General features: G+C 47.7%; 21 protein-coding genes. 18 read left to right on the top strand and 3 right to left on the bottom strand.

All coding sequences use genetic code 11. The annotated features are described in order from the left end of the window. Window positions 1-9 precede the first annotated feature (9 nt). The 6 genes from IFU39_RS09685 (at window position 10) to coaD (ending at window position 5,906) form a co-directional block, all read left to right on the top strand. Window positions 10-3,057, top strand: coding sequence for a glycoside hydrolase family 2 TIM barrel-domain containing protein (locus IFU39_RS09685; protein ID WP_105598184.1), 3,048 nt, complete (start codon window positions 10-12; stop codon window positions 3,055-3,057). A gap of 171 nt (window positions 3,058-3,228) precedes the next feature. After that, on the top strand, window positions 3,229-3,534 hold the full coding sequence (locus tag IFU39_RS09680; RefSeq protein ID WP_017689244.1) for a hypothetical protein: 306 nt from the start codon (window positions 3,229-3,231) through the stop codon (window positions 3,532-3,534). Between the two features lie 143 nt (window positions 3,535-3,677). After that, complete coding sequence (locus IFU39_RS32640) at window positions 3,678-3,926, top strand: hypothetical protein (RefSeq protein ID WP_143786534.1); 249 nt, start codon at window positions 3,678-3,680, stop codon at window positions 3,924-3,926. Window positions 3,927-4,052: 126 nt separating this feature from the next. Beyond that, window positions 4,053-4,487 carry a hypothetical protein gene (locus tag IFU39_RS09675; RefSeq protein ID WP_192132366.1) on the top strand — a complete coding sequence of 145 codons (435 nt, stop codon included), beginning with the start codon at window positions 4,053-4,055 and terminating at the stop codon, window positions 4,485-4,487. A gap of 302 nt (window positions 4,488-4,789) precedes the next feature. Then, window positions 4,790-5,398, top strand: a complete 609-nt coding sequence (gene rsmD, locus IFU39_RS09670) for a 16S rRNA (guanine(966)-N(2))-methyltransferase RsmD (RefSeq protein WP_091017351.1) — start codon at window positions 4,790-4,792, stop codon at window positions 5,396-5,398. A 1-nt stretch (window position 5,399) separates the two neighbouring features. Further along, a complete protein-coding gene (gene coaD / locus IFU39_RS09665; RefSeq protein WP_085981453.1) occupies window positions 5,400-5,906 on the top strand; it encodes a pantetheine-phosphate adenylyltransferase in 507 nt (168 codons plus the stop codon). On the opposite strand, the gene IFU39_RS09660 is transcribed toward coaD, so the two are convergent. Beyond that, a complete protein-coding gene (locus tag IFU39_RS09660) occupies window positions 5,884-7,230 on the bottom strand; it encodes a nucleoside recognition domain-containing protein (RefSeq protein WP_192132364.1) in 1,347 nt (448 codons plus the stop codon). The genes coaD and IFU39_RS09660 overlap by 23 nt on opposite strands. An 85-nt stretch (window positions 7,231-7,315) precedes the next feature. On the opposite strand from IFU39_RS09660, the gene IFU39_RS09655 reads away from it, so the two are divergent. Together IFU39_RS09655 and IFU39_RS09650 are read left to right on the top strand one after the other, a co-directional pair. Further along, complete coding sequence (locus IFU39_RS09655) at window positions 7,316-7,498, top strand: hypothetical protein (RefSeq protein WP_091017348.1); 183 nt, start codon at window positions 7,316-7,318, stop codon at window positions 7,496-7,498. A gap of 47 nt (window positions 7,499-7,545) precedes the next feature. Next, a complete protein-coding gene (locus tag IFU39_RS09650) occupies window positions 7,546-8,586 on the top strand; it encodes a SepM family pheromone-processing serine protease (RefSeq protein ID WP_192132362.1) in 1,041 nt (346 codons plus the stop codon). A gap of 351 nt (window positions 8,587-8,937) precedes the next feature. On the opposite strand, the gene IFU39_RS09645 is transcribed toward IFU39_RS09650, so the two are convergent. Together IFU39_RS09645 and hmpA are read right to left on the bottom strand one after the other, a co-directional pair. Then, complete coding sequence (locus tag IFU39_RS09645; RefSeq protein WP_192132360.1) at window positions 8,938-10,170, bottom strand: nucleotidyltransferase; 1,233 nt, start codon at window positions 10,168-10,170, stop codon at window positions 8,938-8,940. Between the two features lie 218 nt (window positions 10,171-10,388). Beyond that, a complete protein-coding gene (gene hmpA, locus IFU39_RS09640) occupies window positions 10,389-11,624 on the bottom strand; it encodes an NO-inducible flavohemoprotein (RefSeq protein WP_192132358.1) in 1,236 nt (411 codons plus the stop codon). A gap of 463 nt (window positions 11,625-12,087) precedes the next feature. Here hmpA and IFU39_RS09635 point away from each other — a divergent pair, with 463 nt between their 5' ends. The 10 genes from IFU39_RS09635 to rnc all read left to right on the top strand — a co-directional run bounded on the left by IFU39_RS09635 (window position 12,088) and on the right by rnc (window position 20,011). Continuing rightward, on the top strand, window positions 12,088-12,594 hold the full coding sequence (locus tag IFU39_RS09635) for a YceD family protein (protein ID WP_047842456.1): 507 nt from the start codon (window positions 12,088-12,090) through the stop codon (window positions 12,592-12,594). A 67-nt stretch (window positions 12,595-12,661) separates the two neighbouring features. Next, window positions 12,662-12,835 carry a 50S ribosomal protein L32 gene (rpmF, locus tag IFU39_RS09630; protein WP_017689233.1) on the top strand — a complete coding sequence of 58 codons (174 nt, stop codon included), beginning with the start codon at window positions 12,662-12,664 and terminating at the stop codon, window positions 12,833-12,835. A 372-nt stretch (window positions 12,836-13,207) separates the two neighbouring features. Beyond that, window positions 13,208-13,756 (top strand): transcription factor FapR, encoded by a 549-nt coding sequence (gene fapR / locus IFU39_RS09625; protein WP_047842457.1) that lies wholly within the window; start codon window positions 13,208-13,210, stop codon window positions 13,754-13,756. Next, window positions 13,753-14,748 (top strand): phosphate acyltransferase PlsX, encoded by a 996-nt coding sequence (gene plsX, locus IFU39_RS09620; protein WP_017689231.1) that lies wholly within the window; start codon window positions 13,753-13,755, stop codon window positions 14,746-14,748. Before fapR ends, plsX begins: the two co-directional genes overlap by 4 nt. Before the next feature lie 8 nt (window positions 14,749-14,756). After that, entirely contained in the window at window positions 14,757-15,746 is a 990-nt protein-coding gene (locus IFU39_RS09615; RefSeq protein ID WP_192132356.1) for a beta-ketoacyl-ACP synthase III, read from the top strand. A 25-nt stretch (window positions 15,747-15,771) separates the two neighbouring features. Continuing rightward, entirely contained in the window at window positions 15,772-16,704 is a 933-nt protein-coding gene (fabD, locus tag IFU39_RS09610) for an ACP S-malonyltransferase (RefSeq protein ID WP_192132354.1), read from the top strand. 37 nt (window positions 16,705-16,741) lie between these two features. Further along, window positions 16,742-17,491: a 3-oxoacyl-[acyl-carrier-protein] reductase gene (gene fabG, locus IFU39_RS09605; protein ID WP_017689228.1), complete on the top strand. Its 750-nt coding sequence runs from the start codon at window positions 16,742-16,744 to the stop codon at window positions 17,489-17,491. A 152-nt stretch (window positions 17,492-17,643) separates the two neighbouring features. Next, window positions 17,644-17,877: an acyl carrier protein gene (gene acpP / locus IFU39_RS09600; protein WP_024630176.1), complete on the top strand. Its 234-nt coding sequence runs from the start codon at window positions 17,644-17,646 to the stop codon at window positions 17,875-17,877. 177 nt (window positions 17,878-18,054) lie between these two features. Further along, window positions 18,055-19,293 (top strand): beta-ketoacyl-ACP synthase II, encoded by a 1,239-nt coding sequence (gene fabF, locus IFU39_RS09595; protein WP_062833763.1) that lies wholly within the window; start codon window positions 18,055-18,057, stop codon window positions 19,291-19,293. 13 nt (window positions 19,294-19,306) lie between these two features. Then, the gene (rnc, locus tag IFU39_RS09590) at window positions 19,307-20,011 is read left to right on the top strand and encodes a ribonuclease III (protein WP_036670338.1); all 705 of its coding nucleotides are present in this window, start codon (window positions 19,307-19,309) and stop codon (window positions 20,009-20,011) included. Window positions 20,012-20,096 lie beyond the last annotated feature (85 nt).

The following is a 20,096-nucleotide window of genomic DNA, read 5'->3' as shown; positions in this document are numbered from 1 at the left end:
AGAGAGCCGATGAAAGCAACAAAGGCAGATATCAACTGGTTGGGGGACGTAAGTGTATTTGAGGTGAACCGTCTTCATGCCTATTCCGATCACCGTTACTACCAAACAATGGACGAGGCTGTAGGTTCAGGCGCGATGTCCATGCGTTATGATCTGAATGGTACGTGGAAATTCAACTATGCAATTCGTCCAGACAGCCGTTCTGAGTTTTTCTATACATCCGATTTTTCCAGTGAAGGCTGGGATGATATTGAAGTTCCGGGGCATATCCAACTTCAAGGATACGGACAGATTCAATATGTAAATACACAATATCCTTGGGATGGCTTGAACGACATTCGTCCACCAGCATTACCACAGGATAAAAATCCGGTTGGAAGTTACATTCGCACATTCCACCTGCCGACAGGTTGGGAGTCGAATCCGGTATATATTTCTTTCCAAGGTGTAGAGTCTGCATTCTATGTATGGCTTAATGGACAATTCGTAGGATACGGGGAGGACAGCTTCACGCCATCTGATTTTGACCTGACACCATTCCTTCAGGATGGAGAGAACAAACTCGCGGTTGAGGTGTATCAACGCAGCACAGGCAGCTGGCTGGAAGACCAGGATTTCTGGCGTTTCTCCGGCATTTTCAGAGATGTGTATCTGTATACCGTCCCGACAGCACACGTACGTGATGTTCATGTTCGCACAGATCTGGACAAGTCCTATACCAACGGTACGTTGCAAGTGGATCTGAAGCTGGAAGGAAAAGCGGTTGCAGGAGCACGTGTAGAGGCTGAACTTCGCGATCGTGAAGGTAATACCGTTAAAACGTTTGAATCCAAAGTTAACGATGGACAAGTAAGTCTTCGGGAAGATATTGGTACAGTGAATCTGTGGAGCGCAGAGATTCCATACTTGTATCGCCTTTATATTCGTGTATATGATGCTGCGGGTACACTGGTTGAGGTTGTTCCTCAAGCCGTTGGTTTCCGTACATTTGAAATGATCGATAAAGTGATGCACATCAACGGTAAACGTATCGTATTCAAAGGTGTGAATCGCCATGAGTTCAACCCGCGTCGTGGACGTGCGGTTACGAAGGAAGATATGCTGTGGGATGTTCGTACGATCAAACAGAACAACATGAATGCCGTACGTACGTCACACTATCCAAACCAAAGTCTTTGGTATGAGTTGTGTGATAAATACGGACTTTATGTTATTGACGAGATGAACCTGGAGACACACGGATCTTGGCAGAAACTTGGCGCCGTTGAGCCTTCATGGGTTATTCCAGGTGACAAACCGGAGTGGCATGATATCGTTATGGACCGCGCTGTATCCATGGTGGAGCGTGACAAAAACCATCCGTCCATTCTGATCTGGTCTTGTGGTAATGAATCACATGGTGGTGAAGTCATCTACAAAGTATCCCAATACTTCAAATCGGCTGATCCAACACGTCTGGTACATTATGAAGGTGTATTCCATGATCGCCGTTTCGATGAAACAAGTGATATGGAGACTCGCATGTATGCCAAACCGGCGGACATTGAGGAATTCCTGAATGCAAACCCGACGAAACCTTATATCAGCTGTGAGTACATGCATGCCATGGGTAACTCTATTGGCGGTATGCACAAGTATACGGAGTTGGAAGACAAATATCCGATGTATCAAGGTGGATTCATCTGGGATTACATCGACCAATCCATTTATAAAAAAGATCGTTACGGCAAAGAGTTCCTCGCTTATGGTGGAGATTTCGGTGATCGTCCATCAGACTATTCGTTCTGTGGCAACGGTATTGTCCATGCTGATCGTAAAGTAACTGCGAAAATGCAGGAGGTTAAATTCCTGTACCAGAACATCAAGCTGTTCCCGGATCGTGAAGGCGTCAAAATCGTAAACGGTAATCTGTTCGCAGATACATCTGTATTGGAACTGGTATACAGCCTGGAGCGTGAGGGACATGAAGTGCTGCGTGGAACATTGGAAGTGAACGTGGATGCGCAAAGCGAGACAGTAGTTAAGCTTCCGCTGGGTACAGAATCCCTGGTGGGCGGCGAGTACGCTGTGAACACCGCATTTGTGTTAAAAGAAGCTACACTGTGGGCTGACAAAGGCGAAGAAGTGGCATTTGGACAGTTTATTTTCACACAGGATCAGGTAAATGATGCAGCCCAGACGGACCTGAACCTTGTAAGTGATGTACAAGTGGTTGAAGGTGACGTTAACATCGGTGTTCGTGCTGGCAAAACGCATGCGCTGTTCTCCAAACAGTTTGGCACACTGGTTTCCCTAAAATTGTCCGGTCGTGAGACCATTGCTGTACCACCTGCACCGCTCTTCTGGCGTGCAATGACGGATAATGACAAAGGAATGGCGATGGGCTTCGAACTGGGTGCCTGGTATGCAGCGAGCCTGATGCCACGTTCTGTAGAGTGGAAAGCGGAACAGAAACCGGATCAATACCGGATCGAGTTCACGTACAAGCTCAACATTTCGGAGGATGTACAAGTGAAAGTGGTCTATACTGTACATGCAGATGGAAGCGTGCGTGTGCATAATACGTACAAAGGTACAGCTGGATTGCCTAACCTGCCAATCCATGCATTGTCCTTCAGAACATCACCTGACTTCGAAAACGTGGAATGGCTCGCGATGGGACCCGAAGAAAACTATGCAGACCGCGCATTTGGCGCACGTCTAGGCATCCATGGCAGCAAGGTAGCTGATACTGTAGCTCCATATCTGGTACCACAGGAATCGGGCAACCGTACTGGCGTTCGTTGGGCCAAATTGACAGACAACGCGGGACGTGGCTTCAAAATTGAGGCATCTGGAACTCCGGTTGAGCTGAATGTATCACCATATACAGCATTTGAGCTGGAGAACGCACAACATGCGTACGAATTGCCTCCTGTGCACTATACGGTCGTGACTGTAGCGGGTAAACAAATGGGTGTTGGCGGTGATGACAGCTGGGGTGCTCCGGTTCATCCAGAATACCTGATCCCTTCGGACGGCGAACTGACATTTGAATTTGTTATTCGTGCACTGTAAGTAAAAGGATCGTACAGAATAAAGAATGTATTCTATTAAGAACAGAGGTCTTCGCTCATCGGAGGCCTCTGTTTTGTTATGTCAACGAACAGCTTGAGAGGCTTTATATGAAACCGTTCTCTCTCCAACCTCGTAATGTACGAGACAGGAAACATAAGAGGGGGGTTCAAGATGAGTAAAAAAGCAAAGACAGGTATATGGGTGACGGTGTTGGTCTTCTTGGGTATCATTGTTGGATGTTTCATATGGTATTTCAATACCGCTTCAGGTGAACGTGCACTCAAAACGATGAGGTCCAATAACTCGGGTGGCCTGGAGAGGGTTGTTAAAGTGTACAGCAATAATGGTGAATTGATTCAGACCTATGATGGCAAGATTGACGTGGAAGATACGGAATACGGCAATAAAGTATTATTTGATCTCAATGGGAAACGTGTCGTGATCTATAATGCAACGATTGTTGTTGAAGAGAAGTAAAGCGTAAATTGCCAGTCTTGACGAAGCGCTGGTTTGGAATTGGGATAACACCTTATCTCTTATATGGTAAAATTAAGGGAATAATATAAGGGTCGGGTGAGATTTTTATGGTGGATATGTACCTCATAATCCTTGTTGCTATCTTGGGAATGATCCTGTTCTATAGCTTTATCGCTTATTTCTTGATTCGCTTTATTTCAAAAAAAGCATTCAAGCTGACGTTAACCAAATATGAAATGATGGAGATTATGACTTGGCTTGCTGTGCTGTTTATCACCTTCATGATGATTAAGAATGGTTCGATTAATCTTCTCTTACCGGTTGTTCTACTTATCATTCCATTGATCAATTTACGACTTTCCAATCGAAAACATCGAGAGCCGAACTCGTAAGGCCTTGCTACGTTGGGGTAAGGCACAAGAAGGATGAACATAGGAAAGGTTGACGGAGATTACATCACTAGTCAACCTTTTTCAGTTGCATTATGAATGGTGAAAATGAATGGGAGGAGTTCAATAATGATCTTCGGAAAGTCAACGGATACTTCAGGTTTAACGCAGGTTGCCAATCTGTCGGATGAGCTGCAGCCTGTTTTTGATAAAGTAAAAAGCAAGTATCAAGTCGTTGATATAGAACTCTTCTTTGTTTTCAGGTGCCTTCCTGAAGAATACGAGAGAAGGTCCACAGTCAGGCATGTGAAGAAGGAGAATGTCATCTATTTTGATCTGGTGGTCAGTGAGGATCGGTATAAGACATTAAGCAAAAGCAAACAACGGTATGTGTTAAGCCATGAGTTTTATGCTTTTTTGAGTGAAAAGATTATGAAATACAAGATTGAACATCTAGATTCAAATGAATTTATCGCAAATATGGGCATGTGGCTGAGGGAGATCGGATGGTTACAGACCGAAGAGGAAGCCGAAATAAGTGATTTTGAAGAAAAATATAACTAACATAATAAATGAAAACTTAAACAACAAAAAGAAGCCCTCTTTCGAGAGCTTCTTTTTCATGGGAGAGGAGAAACCGGACGAAGAGCTTATGGGGAAACGTAAGTCTTCTCCGCGGTTGTCTACGACACTTGTGATGTCGATAATTATAGAATCGCCCGATTGTTTCCTTTTTATACATATTCGTCAACAATTCGTCAACAATTTTCCAAGGGAAATGAAGACCGCACATTTTTCAAACCGAACCCGAGTGTGGTAGGATAGTCGTATCAATAAACTTACATAGAGAAAAGGTGACTCGTCAAGTGAGAGTGGTATCTGGGAGTGCAAAAGGCAGGCCGCTGAAGGCTGTTCCTGGCACGGGTACGCGGCCAACCACCGACAAGGTGAAGGAAGCGTTATTTAGCATGGTTGGTCCTTATTTTGAGGGCGGCACAGCATTGGATCTGTTTGCAGGCAGTGGAGGTCTCGGTATTGAGGCGCTGAGCCGCGGCATGGACAAGGCTGTTTTTGTTGATTTGGAATCAAAAAGTATTGAAGTTATCCGCATGAATCTGAAGGCGACCAAGCTGGAAGACCAGGCGGCTGTATATCGTAATGATGCAGGTCGGGCATTGAAGGCACTCGCCAAGCGAGGCACAACGTTTGATCTGGTGTTTCTGGACCCGCCATATCGCATGAAGAACGGGCACGAGTTGATGTTAACCATGCACGAACTGGAACTTCTGGAACCCGAAGCAACCATCGTGCTTGAATATGAATCCAAACATGATTACCCTGAGCAATTCGGCCCGTTTGAACAAACGCGCAAGGCTTTGTATGGGGAGACGGCAGTATCCATCTATTATTATGCGGCAGAAGCAGTTGAAGGTGGAGAATCCATTACACTGGAAGAGGAGGCTCCTCATGACTGAAATGATACATCGACAGGAACGGATCGCCGTATATCCTGGAAGTTTTGATCCCGTAACGATGGGGCATTTGGATATTATCGCCAGAGCGTCGAAGCAATTTGATCGCGTCATTGTGGCTGTGTTGAACAATATGAGCAAAAATCCGCTGTTTACGGTGGAGGAGCGCAAAGAACTGATTACGGAAGTAACCCGCCATTTACCCAATGTGGAGGTGGACAGTTTCCGCGATCTGACAGCCAATTATGTCCGGCAAAAGGAAGCTCAGGTCATCGTTCGTGGTATACGCTCGGTAACTGATTTTGAATACGAGTTGCAATTGGCATCGACCAACAGCAAGTTGAACCCGGATGCGGAAACCATATTTATGATGACAAATCCCAAATATTCCTATTTAAGTTCCAGCATCGTCAAAGAAATCGCTCATTATCATGGAGATGTTACAGATCTTGTCTCACCTGAAGTGGAAGCTGCGCTCCGTCAGAAAATCAGCGAGAAAACCGGCGGTTAAACCAGAAGGTAAGCCCCGATAGACTAACCATGACTGCAAGAAGTAACGCAAGTCCCATGCATGCAGCAGGGAAGATGCTCCAAATGGTGTTGATCGTGTATGTGTTACCTGGACTATGTATGAGTAGCCAACCAAATGGTGTTGAGAGGTCTTGCTCTGCATTCGTCTGTAATGTGGTCCAGACTTCTGTGCTATAACGGCTGAACGGCATCCATAGGAATAGACTGATGAAAAAGGCGATGAATCCATGAGTCAGACGAACTCCAGCAAAGTACAACATCGATTTGCTGCCCGGACCAGTTGTTTTCAGGACAGTAGAGACTTGCAGATGGGAGCATAAACCACCCCATCCAAGAACGGCTGCAAGTAGAGATATGAGCAGCATGGGTGTTAATGAAGTCTGGCTCAAATGATAGGTGCCGAGGTGAAGCTCGAAGAAGGCTGGCCACAGCGCAGCAGAGGACCCGGGAGTCAGATAAAGGGAGACCAACCGGATAAATACGGCAAAACCGATCATGTATCCCCCAGTCATCATTAAGGTCTGCACAGCTTGGGATACGGTGTCACCGAGCAGTTTGCCAAATCCTCTTCCATCACGACGATGGGCTTCTCTGGCTGCAATCATCATATCGGACCATATACTGCGTCGTTTGGACGTTGCGTGGTGGGGTGTAGATGAGCGACTTATGGAACTTACAGGACTTGCAGGGCTTGCAAGCTGAGAATGAAAAGAGTTGTTATCTGCTTGCGCGGCTGTGGAGCCAACCCTGTTTGTCTGGTTACCCGGTGCTGGCAGGAGACGTGTGGCAAGAATGGCAGCAATCCAGCCGCTGATCCAGTGGACCACAAGTAAAAAATATCCGGCCGCTGGCTGGTGGAGAAAAGCAGCACCAACGACCAGTATGATCATCATTGGATTGGCAAAATGAGATGCCGCCGCAAGGACAACCGCCTGCTTGGCGGTAATTTGTCTATCCTGAAATAAACGGGATACCACATCTGCTCCTGCGGGGAATCCGCCGCACATGCCAACGGCAATCGCCAGACCTGCGTTGCCTGGGAGTCTGAACCAGCGTTGCATTAACGGTCCGAGCAAGGCGCCGATCGCGTGGGTGAAGCCAAACGCAGTGAGCATTTGGGATAACATGAGGAAAGGGAGCATGGCAGGGAAGATGATTTTCCACCATATATCCAGACCTTGAATAGAGGCGTCAAACGCTTCTTTGGGGGACGCAACTACCGCAATGACCAACATTAAAGCGCCGGTGCTTAGGATTATCGTTCGTAACGGGCCAGAATCTCTAACCTCGCTCTGTAATGTCATCGTTTCACCTCATATCAGAGATAACGCCGATTTGGCATCTGAATCGTAATGGACGGCCGAATGACGCCCGAAGGGCGGTTCGGCCTTGACCGGACAGGCTATTGTATACAGCGGCCTATCCGGCCTGTACCATTGTATGCACAAGGACCAGAGTGTTAGACTTGAAAAAATGATTAAACAAGATCAGCTGAGTATCTGCATTACAAAGAGCGTGAATCCAACCGGAGAATCGAAGTATTCACAAGGTGGAATTACGATCGCTGATTAGTGTAGAATTCGGCTTGTATAGAGATACAAAGAACGGAGGCTCATGCGATGAATCGGATTCGGAAATCTGGCGGATTCAGAGCTTCGATCTTTGTGATCGTGGTGGCTCTGGTCGTCTATGTTGCCGTGTACATGCCAACGCCGTATATCATATATATGCCTGGCAGTGCAGATGAAGTAAAACCAATGGTAACCGTTAAGGGTGGGGACCAGGAAGAACACGGTGTGTTCATGATGACAACCGTGTCGGCAACATATGCCAATGTGTTTTTGCTAGGAACCTCTCTGTTCAATAAAAATGCTCAAGTGGATAAAAAAGAAGACCGACTGCGCGGCAAAAGCGAAGCGGAATACTCTGCCGAACAGGTGTGGTTCATGAGTGACTCACAATCCTCCGCAATGGAGGCTGCATATGAGCAGGCGGGCGTGACTTACTCTATTGTACCTGAACATATCTTTGTATTTGGACTGTCCGAAGATCCAAAACCGGAAGGAGACATTGCACCGGGAGATATCATTCTGGGAGTGAATGGAACAGCTACGCCGGATAATACGGTGCTTTCTGCCCAGTTAAAAGATAAAAAGGTCGGAGATACCGTCGAAATGCAACTGGAACGTGGTGGAGAGACCATTAGCCGGGATGTGAAACTGATTCAGGTCAAAGACAATAAAACAGGTGAAACCCGCCCGGGACTCGGTGTAATGATTGGTGCGGTTCAGAAGGTGAAAGCTGAGGACCCGAATAAACAGATTTCCTTCACAGATACTCAGGTGGGGGGTCCGTCTGCGGGCTTGATGTTTACGTTGGAGATCTATAACCAGTTAACACCTGGAGATCTGACCAAAGGGCATCGAATCGCGGGTACAGGTACCATTACCAAAGAGGGTGTTGTGGGTGCCATTGGTGGTGTAGTACACAAGATAGTAGCCGCTGATCGAAAAGAAGCGGAGATCTTCTTTGTACCTAAGGATAACTATAAGGAAGCAGCAGCCAAGGCTGAACAGATCGGCACCAAAATGAAACTTGTGCCTGTGAGCACGGTGGATGATGCGCTGGCTTATTTGAAAATCTTGTCCGTGAAATCATAGGATTTTAAACGGGCGGGAAGAGATCGAGCCAACGTTGAACCGGATGGATAAAGAACGGATGAAATCGGAATAATTGATTACAGTGGAATGAAGTGTGATCAAGAGATTTGAGAAGATTAACAGACTCACTAGACCCAAAGGGGTAGAGATACCCAAAAGATCTAAGAGAACAAGAATTAAGATAACAAGAGAAGTTAATAAGGAAATCCCCTTGTTGCGAGGTGCCTGAGCGGCGCGCAACAAGGGGATTTTTTAATTTGTAAGTTTTGTAACGAATAGTGGACATCAATGATCTGCTTGATGATGGATTAAAAAGCTCTATAGAGATGAAGCCTTATGGTCAAAAGCGGATTACAGTCTCACCGGAGACTCATAGTAGTCACTGAACATCTTGCGTGTGTCCCTATGCTCGCAAGCGAGCCCATACGCAACCTGAGCTTGTATATCCAGTTCAAGTTGATTGTGTGTGAACGTCGACGGTTTCAGTACAACAGGCAGTGAGGCAGTCTTCTTCATTTGTTTAAGTAGGCTCTGCCCTTGAGCATTAAATCCGAGGACTCGGAGATATCCGGGTCCGGCAGCCAATTGCTCTGGTGAACACTCCGCTTTGGTGTGATTCAGGAGCAGGTGGGCGAGCATACGCTGGAGTTTGGTGCGTGTGTATCGTTTGGTCTTCAGTGCATTCAGGAGTGCTTCGACTGAAGGCTCCGGGAGCTGAGCGAGTATACGGATCAGCCGGTGTTCCAGGCCTTCCGTGACTTCGGCGATGCGTTCCAGCTCGGAGGCACGGCGGGTGGCCGCAAGGTGCAACAGCGGCTGTGCAAAGCGCTCCCAGTGTATGGGAGCGCGCCCTTCCTGCCATTCGCGATGCAGAATGGCAAGGGTTGCCGCCGGCACGTATGGCGCGGCGGCGTTGGGTCCGTCCGCCATCAGCAGACGGCGGACGGCTGTGGCACTGGCGATCGCCCCCGGCCCGGGCGTCGCCTCATGATACGCGGCACCGGTACGCGCCGCCGTAAAGGGCTGGATCGCGCTGCCAAGTCGTTGCAGCGCGATCAGGTAGTGCAGCCCAAGCGAATTGTTGGGCTGCTCCAGCAGTGCAGCGGCGTCGTGAGCATCGACGCCGCCGGGCGCCAGCGCTGCCGCCGCGCCTGCGTACGCGGCGGGGTAGCTGGCGCCTTCCCGCAGGCGGCGCGCGATGTCCTCGCGCATCCCTGCGGGCTCCACAGCCAGCACGCGCGCAATGCGCTGCAGGCTGTCCAGGTCGCCGGACTCGCTGCCAAAGCAGAGCGAGTCCACAACGCCGGTGCGGTGCAGCAGCGATACCGCGCCGAAGGCAAACCACTCGGCCGGTTGGACCGCGTACGCAACCGGCAGTTCAAGCACGAGATCCGCGCCTGCGTGCAGCGCCATCTCGGTGCGCGCCCTTTTACCCACGATGGCGGGTTCGCCACGCTGGAGAAAAGGGCCGCTCATAACTGCGACAACTGCGTCTGCGCCGCTTAGCCGCCGAGCTTCCTGCAAATGATAGACATGCCCATTGTGCAAGGGGTTATATTCAACAATGACGCCTACGGCTCTCATGATTAGACGTACTCCTTTCAATTGGATAACCGAGTATGTATAACATCCATTCCATCATAGGGGATGACATGTATTAGATCAAATCATGCACCCATTCAGACAAGAAAAAGCACAAATCCGACATCAACGGATGTCAGACTGTGCCTGCAAATTTATTGTATATTACAGATTTTTCGATAATCGGAGAACGGCTTCTTCATCTGAATAAATCAGCACGCTTAGACACTTTCCGGCGCGGGAGATAGACTTGCTTTGGGCCCGAAAAATTCATAATGAATGTTGTCCGCTGCAACACCTAGCCCCTGAAGTTCCGTATACACTGCCCGCATGAACGAAACCGGTCCGCACAGATAATAGGTGGCATCCAGTTCATCAATCACTTGGCGAAGCCAGACCGCATCCATATAACCTTCCTTATGAAAATACTCATTTTCACGATCAGAAACAGCAGGTTGAGTATAACAATAATAAGCTTTAACGCCCTGATTACGTTCGGCCAGACTGTTCACATGATCACGGAACGCGTGAGATTGACCATTTGGACTTGCATGCAAAAATGTAATGGTGCGATTTTCATTCAAGTTAACCAGCGTATTTAACATACTGATCATGGGCGTTAAGCCAACACCACCACTCAGGAGAACAACAGGCCGTTTATCGTCTGCATTCAGCGTGAAGTCGCCAGCAGGAGCGGATAGCTCCACTAGACTGCCTTCTTCAATGTGATCGTGGAGATACGTGGATATAACTCCGTCAGGGCGCTCTAATACACCTCGCTCACGTTTAACGGAAATGCGATAGTAGGGTTTACCCGGGGTATCTGAAAGGCTATACTGACGAATCTGGGTAAATGACTGTGCCTCTGGTTTGATTTTGATACTGATGTATTGTCCCGGTTCATAACTGGCAATGGGCTGACCATCATCTGGAACGAGGTAAAAGGACGTGATGACTTCACTTTCCTGCACTTTCTTGGCAACCTTGAAGGTACGAAATCCTTCCCAGCCACCCGTCTGGTTTTCCGCTTCTGTATACATGTTCTGTTCGATCCCGATAAAGGCGTCTGCAATGACATTATAGGCTTCACCCCACGCCGTGATAATTTCATCCGTTGCCGCGTCTCCAAGTACATCTTTGATGGCTTGAAGCAGATAGGTGCCAACAATCGCATATTGCTCGGGAACGATACCCAGGCTGCGATGTTTATGTGCAACTTGCCGGACGGCAGGCAGGATGGAGGACAGATTATCGATATGCAGGGCAGCGGTGTATACCATATTGGCGAGGGCGGCTTGCTGTCGTCCTTGTTTCTGATTTGCGTGATTGAAAATATTCAGTAGTTCCGGATGAGCTGTGAACATCGTTTCATAGAAATGGCGTGTGATCGCTTCGCCGTGGACTTCAAGTACGGGTACTGTAGATTTAATGACTCTAATGGTGTGCTCACTTAACATACATTTTCCCTCCCGATATGATATGAAATAGTTGGATAATAAATCGGTCATGGAGCTGATCGTGTTTCGGTTTATAGCAAGTATAGATAGGGGACAAGCGGGTCTGTGTGATATAGATCACACTAAACGTTAACGAAATGTGACCGGTGTTTGCAAGGAACTACAACTAAAATGACGACTTGTGATTTATCTTGAAGTGAGTCTATAATAGACCAGATGGAGTAAACGTCTGTGCGGTCAGTGTTTTTAAAAAGGGTGTAAAGTTAAAAGTGTTGACAAACGTCTTGAAAAATCGGTATAATGATTTTTGTTTGTTAAGTCAATTTCATAATACTTTTAACGAAGATTCGTCAGAATACATACAGTCAGGATATATTGCTTTACAAAAGCAGGCTTGACCTGTATAACTGTCGTGAAACGTTTGATACGAATTATGAAATTGGTTTCGTTTGGAGTGATGGAAATGTTAATGCCATTTCGCAAAGTGGCTACCAGTGATGGTCCCCTGAAGTTTAACGAACAGTGGGAGATCAAGGAACTGGTTTCTAACCGACAAGATATCACAGCCGTTACCCCGCTGACTGCGGACTTATCTGCAGAATTCAGAGAAGGTGACGTTGTGGATGTTCATGGCAAGCTGACTGTAGGAGTGGACATGTTGTGCTCCCGTTGTCTTAAGCCAATCAATGAACATTTTCATATTGATTTTCATGAGCAATTCAAGCAGGGAAAACAGCCAAAGGAATTACACGAAGACGATGATACGCTCTATGTGGATGGAGATAGCGTTGATCTGAAGGGTTATGCCGAGGAAGCTTTTCTGCTGGATCTTCCGTTTATACCGCTATGTAGCGATACATGCAAAGGGTTATGCCCCAAGTGTGGCCATGAGCTGAACGAAGGTGACTGCGGTTGTGATAACGAGGTTATTGATCCGCGGCTTGCAGGGCTCAAGGATTTTTTTAAATGAGCATGATTGAAAATCGAACATTTTAAGACTACCTGCAAAGGTTGATTTTGATAAGGAGGTGGGAATAATGGCAGTACCTCAACGGAGAACGTCCAAGACGCGTCGCGACAAACGTCGCACTCACTTTAAATTGGCTGTACCGGGCATGGTGAAATGTGAACAATGTGGCGAACTTAAACTTAGTCACCACGTGTGCAAAGTGTGCGGAACGTACAAAGCAAGAGAGATCATCTCTCAATAATAGTTGGACATTAAGTAGCACTTCATTTCGATGAGGTGCTACTTTTTTTGGATTAGAGAGTGCAGGTAGAGTGAGCTAACAAGCATGAAATCCTTGCACCAGAAGGGTGAATTGTTTTTGTTAGGCCAGTCTTTCTTTTTGACACGGGATGAGATATACTATAGTTTAGTACCAGGTTCTAAGATTTGACGTTACATATAGATGAACCATAATCCGTTTGAGAACGACCCTGGTGACCAGGGATGCAACTATAGAAGCAACACGAAAGAATGGTTGAACTGGCCGGACGGGACGGTTCCGTAAACGATACAGCGGGGGGTGTCAGGCATCGAACGTGTACCGAAAAGACAGAGGCAACAGCAGTTAACCAAAATGATAGAAGAGAACCCGTTTGTGACGGATCAGGAACTTACACGCCAATTGAAGGTGAGTATTCAGACGATTCGTCTTGACAGGCTGGAACTTGGAATACCCGAACTTCGGGAGCGGATGAAACTGATGGCAGAGCTCTCGTATGATCAGGTACGCTCGTTGCCCTTGCATGAGATTATCGGTGATATTGTGGATCTGCAACTGGATAAGAGCGGGATTTCCCTGTTTGAGATTAAGGAAGAACACGTGTTTTCCAGAACAGGGATTGCACGCGGACACTATGTCTTTGCACAGGCTAACTCCTTGGCTGTAGCCATTATTAATGACGAGATCGCGTTGACTGCATCAGCAGACATTCGCTTTGTCCGTTCGGTTCATTTGGGAGAGAAATGTATTGCAAAGGCTTATGTGAGATCGATTCCGGGTCAAAAGGGCAAAGCCAAAGTGGAAGTATTCACTTATGTAGGTGAAGAAATGGTGTTTCAAGGCAACTTTGTAATCTACCATTCAGGTGGAGAAGACAGCGGAGAAGGAGGTCATTTGGAATGAAAATCGTCATTGATGCCATGGGAGGTGACAATGCACCTGCATCAACGGTAGAAGGTGCGATTGCCGCAGCCACGGAATGGGCGGATACACAGATCGTCCTGATCGGCGATGAAGCCAAGCTGGAGCCTCTTTTGAGTCAGTCAGGTGTGAGACCTGCTAATCTTACGGTCCGGCATGCTTCCGAAGTTATTGGTTCGGATGATGAACCCGTCAAAGCAGTGCGTCGCAAAAAGGATGCCTCCATGGTGGTCGCAGGCCGCATGCTGAAAGAGGGCGAAGCGGACGCGATGATCTCGGCGGGCAATACTGGAGCTTTGATGACAGCGGGTTTGCTTGTTGTAGGTCGCATGGAAGGCATTGAACGTCCGGCGCTTGCACCTATGATTCCAACGATTGATGATGTAGGTGTGCTTGCGCTGGATCTTGGAGCGAATATGGATGCCAAACCGGAGCACCTTGCACAATATGGTCTGATGGGCAGTTTGTATCGGCAAAAAGTACAGGGCATTGAGTCCCCGCGAGTGGGCTTGCTTAATGTAGGAACAGAGCCAGGCAAGGGAAATGAGTTAACCAAACATGCATACCCTTTACTGGAACAACTCCCAATTCGTTTTGTTGGTAATGTTGAGGCACGTGATGTGCTGACTGGTGCTTGTGATGTGCTTGTATGTGACGGTTTTGCAGGGAATATCCTGCTGAAGTCGCTGGAAGGCACAGCAGGTGCCATTTTCGCCTTGCTTAAGGAACAATTTTCATCTTCTCTCAAAAGTAAACTGGCTGCAGCTGTACTAATGCCTGAGCTGCGTGGGTTGAAACGAAAGCTGGATTATACGGAGCATGGCGGAGCGCCACTCCTCGGTTTGAGCAGACTGGTTGTGAAAAGTCATGGATCTGCTGATGGCAATGCCATCAAAAATGCTGTGCGCCAAGCTCGGATTGCAGTGCAGAATCAGCTGGTAGAGAGCATATCTAAGGAAATTAGCGGGAAGTGAGTGACGATATGAATAATTTGCGCCCAGTAGGGATTATTGGTACAGGGAAATATGTGCCTGAGAAAATTTTGACAAATAGCGATCTGGAGAAAATGGTCGATACCAATGACGAGTGGATCCTCAGTCGTACAGGAATCAAAGAGCGTCACATCGCTGCACCCGAACAGGCAACTTCTGATCTGGCATATGAGGCGGCTATTAAAGCCCTTGAATCTGCAGGCATGACAGGCAGTGATCTTGATCTGATCATTGTTGCAACGATTACTCCGGATTCTTCGTTCCCATCGACAGCCTGCATTTTGCAGGACAAATTGGGTGCAAAAGGTGCTGCGGCATTTGATCTGTCGGCTGCTTGTTCCGGATTTGTATACGGTTTGGCTAGTGCTACGAGCTTCATCCAAAGCGGTATGTACAACAATGCACTTGTTATTGGAGCGGACTGCTTGTCTCGTATTACGGATTATACAGATCGTAACACATGTGTCCTCTTTGGGGACGGAGCAGGCGCGGTAGTCGTAGGTGAAGTTCCGGAAGGTCGCGGATTCAAAGCGTTCGATCTCGGTGCCGAAGGTGCTGGCGGTAGTCTTCTTCAGATGGAAGGCGGCGGTTCCCGACTGCCTGCTACTGCAGAGACCGTTGAAAATAAAAAGCATTACATCAACATGAACGGTCGTGAAGTGTTTAAGTTTGCGGTACGTGTCATGGGGACGGCTACCATTGAGGTATTACGCAAGGCTGGTATGGAGCGTACGGATGTGGATCTGTTTGTTCCTCACCAAGCGAATATTCGAATTATCCAATCTGCGATGCAACGCCTTGAACTTCCTGAAGAAAAGGTTGTAGTCAACGTGGATAAGTATGCAAACACATCGGCTGCTTCCATCCCGCTTGCTCTGGTAGAAGCAGCAGAAGAAGGTCGCATGAAAGCCGGAGATACCGTTCTGATGGTTGGATTCGGTGGCGGTTTGACATGGGGTGCATCGGTACTCGTTTGGTAAAATAGACATCTGGGAGATGAATGAGATGGGTAAAATAGCATTTGTATTTCCCGGACAGGGATCACAGGCTGTAGGCATGGCCAAGGACGCGTATGAGTCCGTGCCTGCGGCAACCGAGATTTTTCGCACAGCAGATGAAACATTGGGTTTCTCGCTGAGCACCCTTGTATTTGAAGGACCGGAGACCGAGTTGAAACAGACATCAAATACACAACCGGCTCTGTTGACAGCAAGTATTGCCTTGCTAGAAGCTTTCAAAGAAAAAGGAATTCAGCCTGACTATACGGCTGGACACAGTCTGGGAGAATACAGTGCACTGGTGGCAGCGGGCGTTCTTTCGTTTGCTGACGCAGTGAGCACTGTGCGGGCACGTGGTCAGTATATGGAACAGGCAGTACCGGGTGGACAAGGAGCGATGGCTGCTGTGTTGGGTGCAGATCGGGAAGCGCTGGGGGTGCTTTGCCGTGACGTATCTGAAAGTGGTCATGCGGTTGAACTTGCCAACATTAATTGTCCGGGACAAATCGTCATTTCTGGTGTGAAGGAGGGCGTAGCTGCTGTCGCGGAACGAGTGAAAGAAGCAGGCGGTAAACGCGCTATTGCATTGGAAGTAAGCGGTCCGTTCCACTCTTCATTGATGAGGGGTGCAGCTGATAAGCTGGCAGAGAAACTGAAAACCGTTACGTTCTCACCGGCAGCGGTCCCTGTAGTCGCTAATGTGACTGCAAGACCTGCAGAGGATGGACAGGTTCAGGATTTGTTGACAGCTCAGGTCTATTCTCCTGTATTATGGGAAGACAGTGTGACATGGCTTATTGAGCAAGGCGTGGATACGTTCATTGAGATTGGATCTGGCAGTGTATTGACCGGTTTGATTAAAAAAACAGATAAAACCGTAAAACTGTACAATGTGAACAGTCTTGAAACGCTCGAAGCAACGGCAAGTGCGTTGAAGTGATTAGCAGGGATTAGATTTGGGGAAAGGAGGAATGATTATGTCTAAACCATTAGAAGGTAAAAATGCACTCGTTACCGGGGCATCCCGGGGCATTGGACGCAGTATTGCACTGGCACTTGCAGAAGCTGGAGCGAACGTAGCTGTGAATTATGCGGGTAGCCAAGCGGCAGCTGAGGAAGTGGCGGAAGCGATTCGTGCCAAAGGAGTCAAGGCGATTACACTTCAAGCCAATGTTGGCCTGATGGATGAAGCTGAACAAATGGTCAAAGCTACACTCGAAGCATGGGGCAACGTTGATATTCTGGTGAACAATGCTGGTATTACCCGTGATAATCTGATCATGCGTATGAAAGAGGAAGAATTCGATCAGGTTATTGAAACCAATCTCAAAGGTGTGTTTAACTGCCTTAAGGCGGTTACACGTCCAATGATGAAACAACGGTCGGGAAGAATTATCAATATCTCCTCGGTTGTAGGTGTGCTCGGTAATGCTGGACAAGCGAACTATGTTGCTGCCAAAGCAGGAGTCATTGGCCTGACAAAGGCATCTGCTCGTGAACTGGCTTCTCGTGGAATCACAGTCAACTGTGTTGCACCAGGTTTCATTGAGACAGATATGACAAAAGAGTTGTCCCAAGAGCTGGTGGACGGTATGCTAAGTGGTATTCCGTTGTCCCGTCTGGGTCAGCCGGATGAAATCGCCGGTGTAGTCACGTTCCTGGCTTCACAGGCTTCATCTTATATGACAGGGCAGACGTTGCATGTCGATGGTGGCATGTACATGTAATTCTTCCCGGACTTGAACAATAGTCGGGGAACAGGCGCTGGACGATCCGAAATGCCGGAAAAAGGCCGGGTTCCCCGGCCGGGAGCCGCATATGTCTTCTATGGCATTTTGCCTGCGATTCTCGTATAATACCAAAGAAGGAGGTGAACCGGATGTCCGATGTATTGGAGCGTGTAAAACGCATCGTCGTCGACCGCTTGGGCGCAGACGAAGCTGAAGTTACACTTGAAGCATCTTTCAAAGAAGATTTGGGTGCTGATTCTTTGGATGTAGTGGAATTGGTCATGGAATTGGAAGATGAATTTGATTTGGAAATCTCTGATGAAGATGCAGAAAAAATCACGACCGTAGGTGAAGTTGTAAACTACATACAATCTCATACCTAAAGTCATTTTTAGTCCCGCACATGTTTTCGAACAGGCGGGACTTCTCATCATTCATTGGTTTTTCTCATTCCGCAAGCAGCTCTACTCAAACAGGCCTATCTTGGTTGAATAGATGTCTGTTTGCGGATATTCCCACAAAATACTTGCGTAATGCAGTCGATATAGAGGTGACTCGGTTTGAAACAAAGAGTAGTAATTACCGGAATGGGCGTAATGACATCGCTCGGAAAAGATTTGGAAACGTTCTGGGGCAGTTTAATGGCAGGAAAGTCCGGAATTTCTCAGATTGAGGCGTTTGATGTTAGTGAATACACGACACAGATTGCAGCCGAGATCAAGGATTTCAACCCGGAAGAATATATGGATCGCAAGGATGCTCGCAAAATGGACCGTTTTGTACAGTTCGCTGTGGCAGCCGGCTTCAAAGCCGTTGAAGACAGTGGTCTGAAAATTAACGAGAATATTGATGCAGAGCGTTTCGGTGTATCTATCGGATCAGGTATTGGTGGATTGGGTACGTGGGAGGACCAACATAATGCATTGTTGCAAAAAGGTCCAAAACGGGTTAGCCCATTCTTTATTCCCATGATGATCTCCAACATGGCTTCAGGCCAAATGTCCATTTCCCTTGGTGCCAAAGGTCCTAACATTAATGTTGTTACCGCTTGTGCAACAGGTACACACTCCATCGGAGATTCCTTCAAGCTGATTGCCAATGGTGATGCAGATGCCATGATCTGTGGTGGTGCGGAAGCAACAATCAGACCAACGGGTCTTGCAGGGTTCTGTGCGATGCGCGCAATGTCTACACGTAATGATGATCCTGCGAAGTCAAGCCGTCCTTTTGATACAGAACGTGATGGGTTTGTTATGGGCGAAGGCGCTGGTGTTCTGATCCTGGAATCCTTGGAGCATGCTCAAAAACGTGGTGCACGCATTTATGGTGAAGTGATCGGTTACGGTCTGACAGGTGATGCACATCACATGACAGAACCAGATCCGGACGGAGCGGCACGTTGCATGAAGATGGCACTTCGTAATGCGGGCATTGAGCCTGAAGAAGTGGACTACATTAATGCACACGGAACTTCGACACCTGTAGGCGACAGATCCGAAACGCTTGCGATCAAAAAGGCGTTTGGTGATCATGCGTACAAGCTCGCCGTGAGTTCCACTAAATCCATGACGGGCCATATGCTTGGCGCTGCTGGTGGTGTAGAAGCGGTTATCTGCGGATTGTCACTGACACATCAGACACTGGCTCCAACGATTAACTTGGAAAATCAGGACCCAGAATGTGATCTGGATTATGTACCAAATGTTCCACGTCAAACCAAAGTTAATATTGCCATGTCCAATTCATTTGGATTCGGCGGTCACAATGCCACCATTATTCTCAAAAAATTTGAAGCATAAGGGGCTAGTTCGTTTGAGTGAAGATCTGAAGCAGTTACAACATAAACTTCAAATCAAATTTGACAACAGGCAGCTTTTAAAACAAGCGTTTACCCATGCTTCTTATGTAAACGAACACCGGTTCAGTCAGCATCAGGACAACGAGCGCCTGGAGTTTCTGGGCGATGCGGTGCTGGAACTGACTGTATCGGAGTACTTGTATCATTTGTATCCTAACCGTCCGGAAGGTGAATTAACTAAGCTGCGGGCATCCATTGTCTGTGAGCCTTCCCTCGTCAAATTTGCTGAAGCGTTGGGTTTTGGGCAGTATGTACTTCTTGGTAAAGGTGAGGAACTAACTGGAGGACGGACACGGCCGGCTCTGCTGGCAGATGTGTTTGAATCTTTCATTGGTGCATTGTATCTGGATCAGGGGCTTGCGCCTGTTCGGACATTTCTTGATCAGCATGTCTTCCCATTAATCGTATTGGGCAGCAAGCTGCAAATGAGTGATTACAAAACGGAACTGCAGGAACTTACTCAGCATCACAATATGGGAGCTTTGGAATACCGTATCGTTGAGGAACGGGGACCTGCCCATGAACGTGAGTTTGTCTCGGAGGTCCATATGGGTCAAGAACGGCTTGGCAGAGGTACAGGACGTTCCAAAAAGGAAGCGGAACAACAGGCTGCATCTGCAGCACTTGATCGACTGAAGCTTCCGGAAGCCGGAGCTTAACCGATAGCGCATAGACAAACGAAGAGCAAAGAGCAGCCCGCGGGTCCGCCCCGGCGGAAGTAATCGGCCGGACTGCTTTTTGCTC

Origin of the sequence: Paenibacillus sp. CFBP 13594 (assembly GCF_014842675.1) — a bacterium.
GTDB classification, from domain to species: Bacteria; Bacillota; Bacilli; order Paenibacillales; family Paenibacillaceae; genus Paenibacillus; species Paenibacillus amylolyticus_B.
The sequence above is the reverse complement of the archived record's forward strand: the minus strand, read 5'-3'. Positions and strand labels throughout refer to the sequence as shown.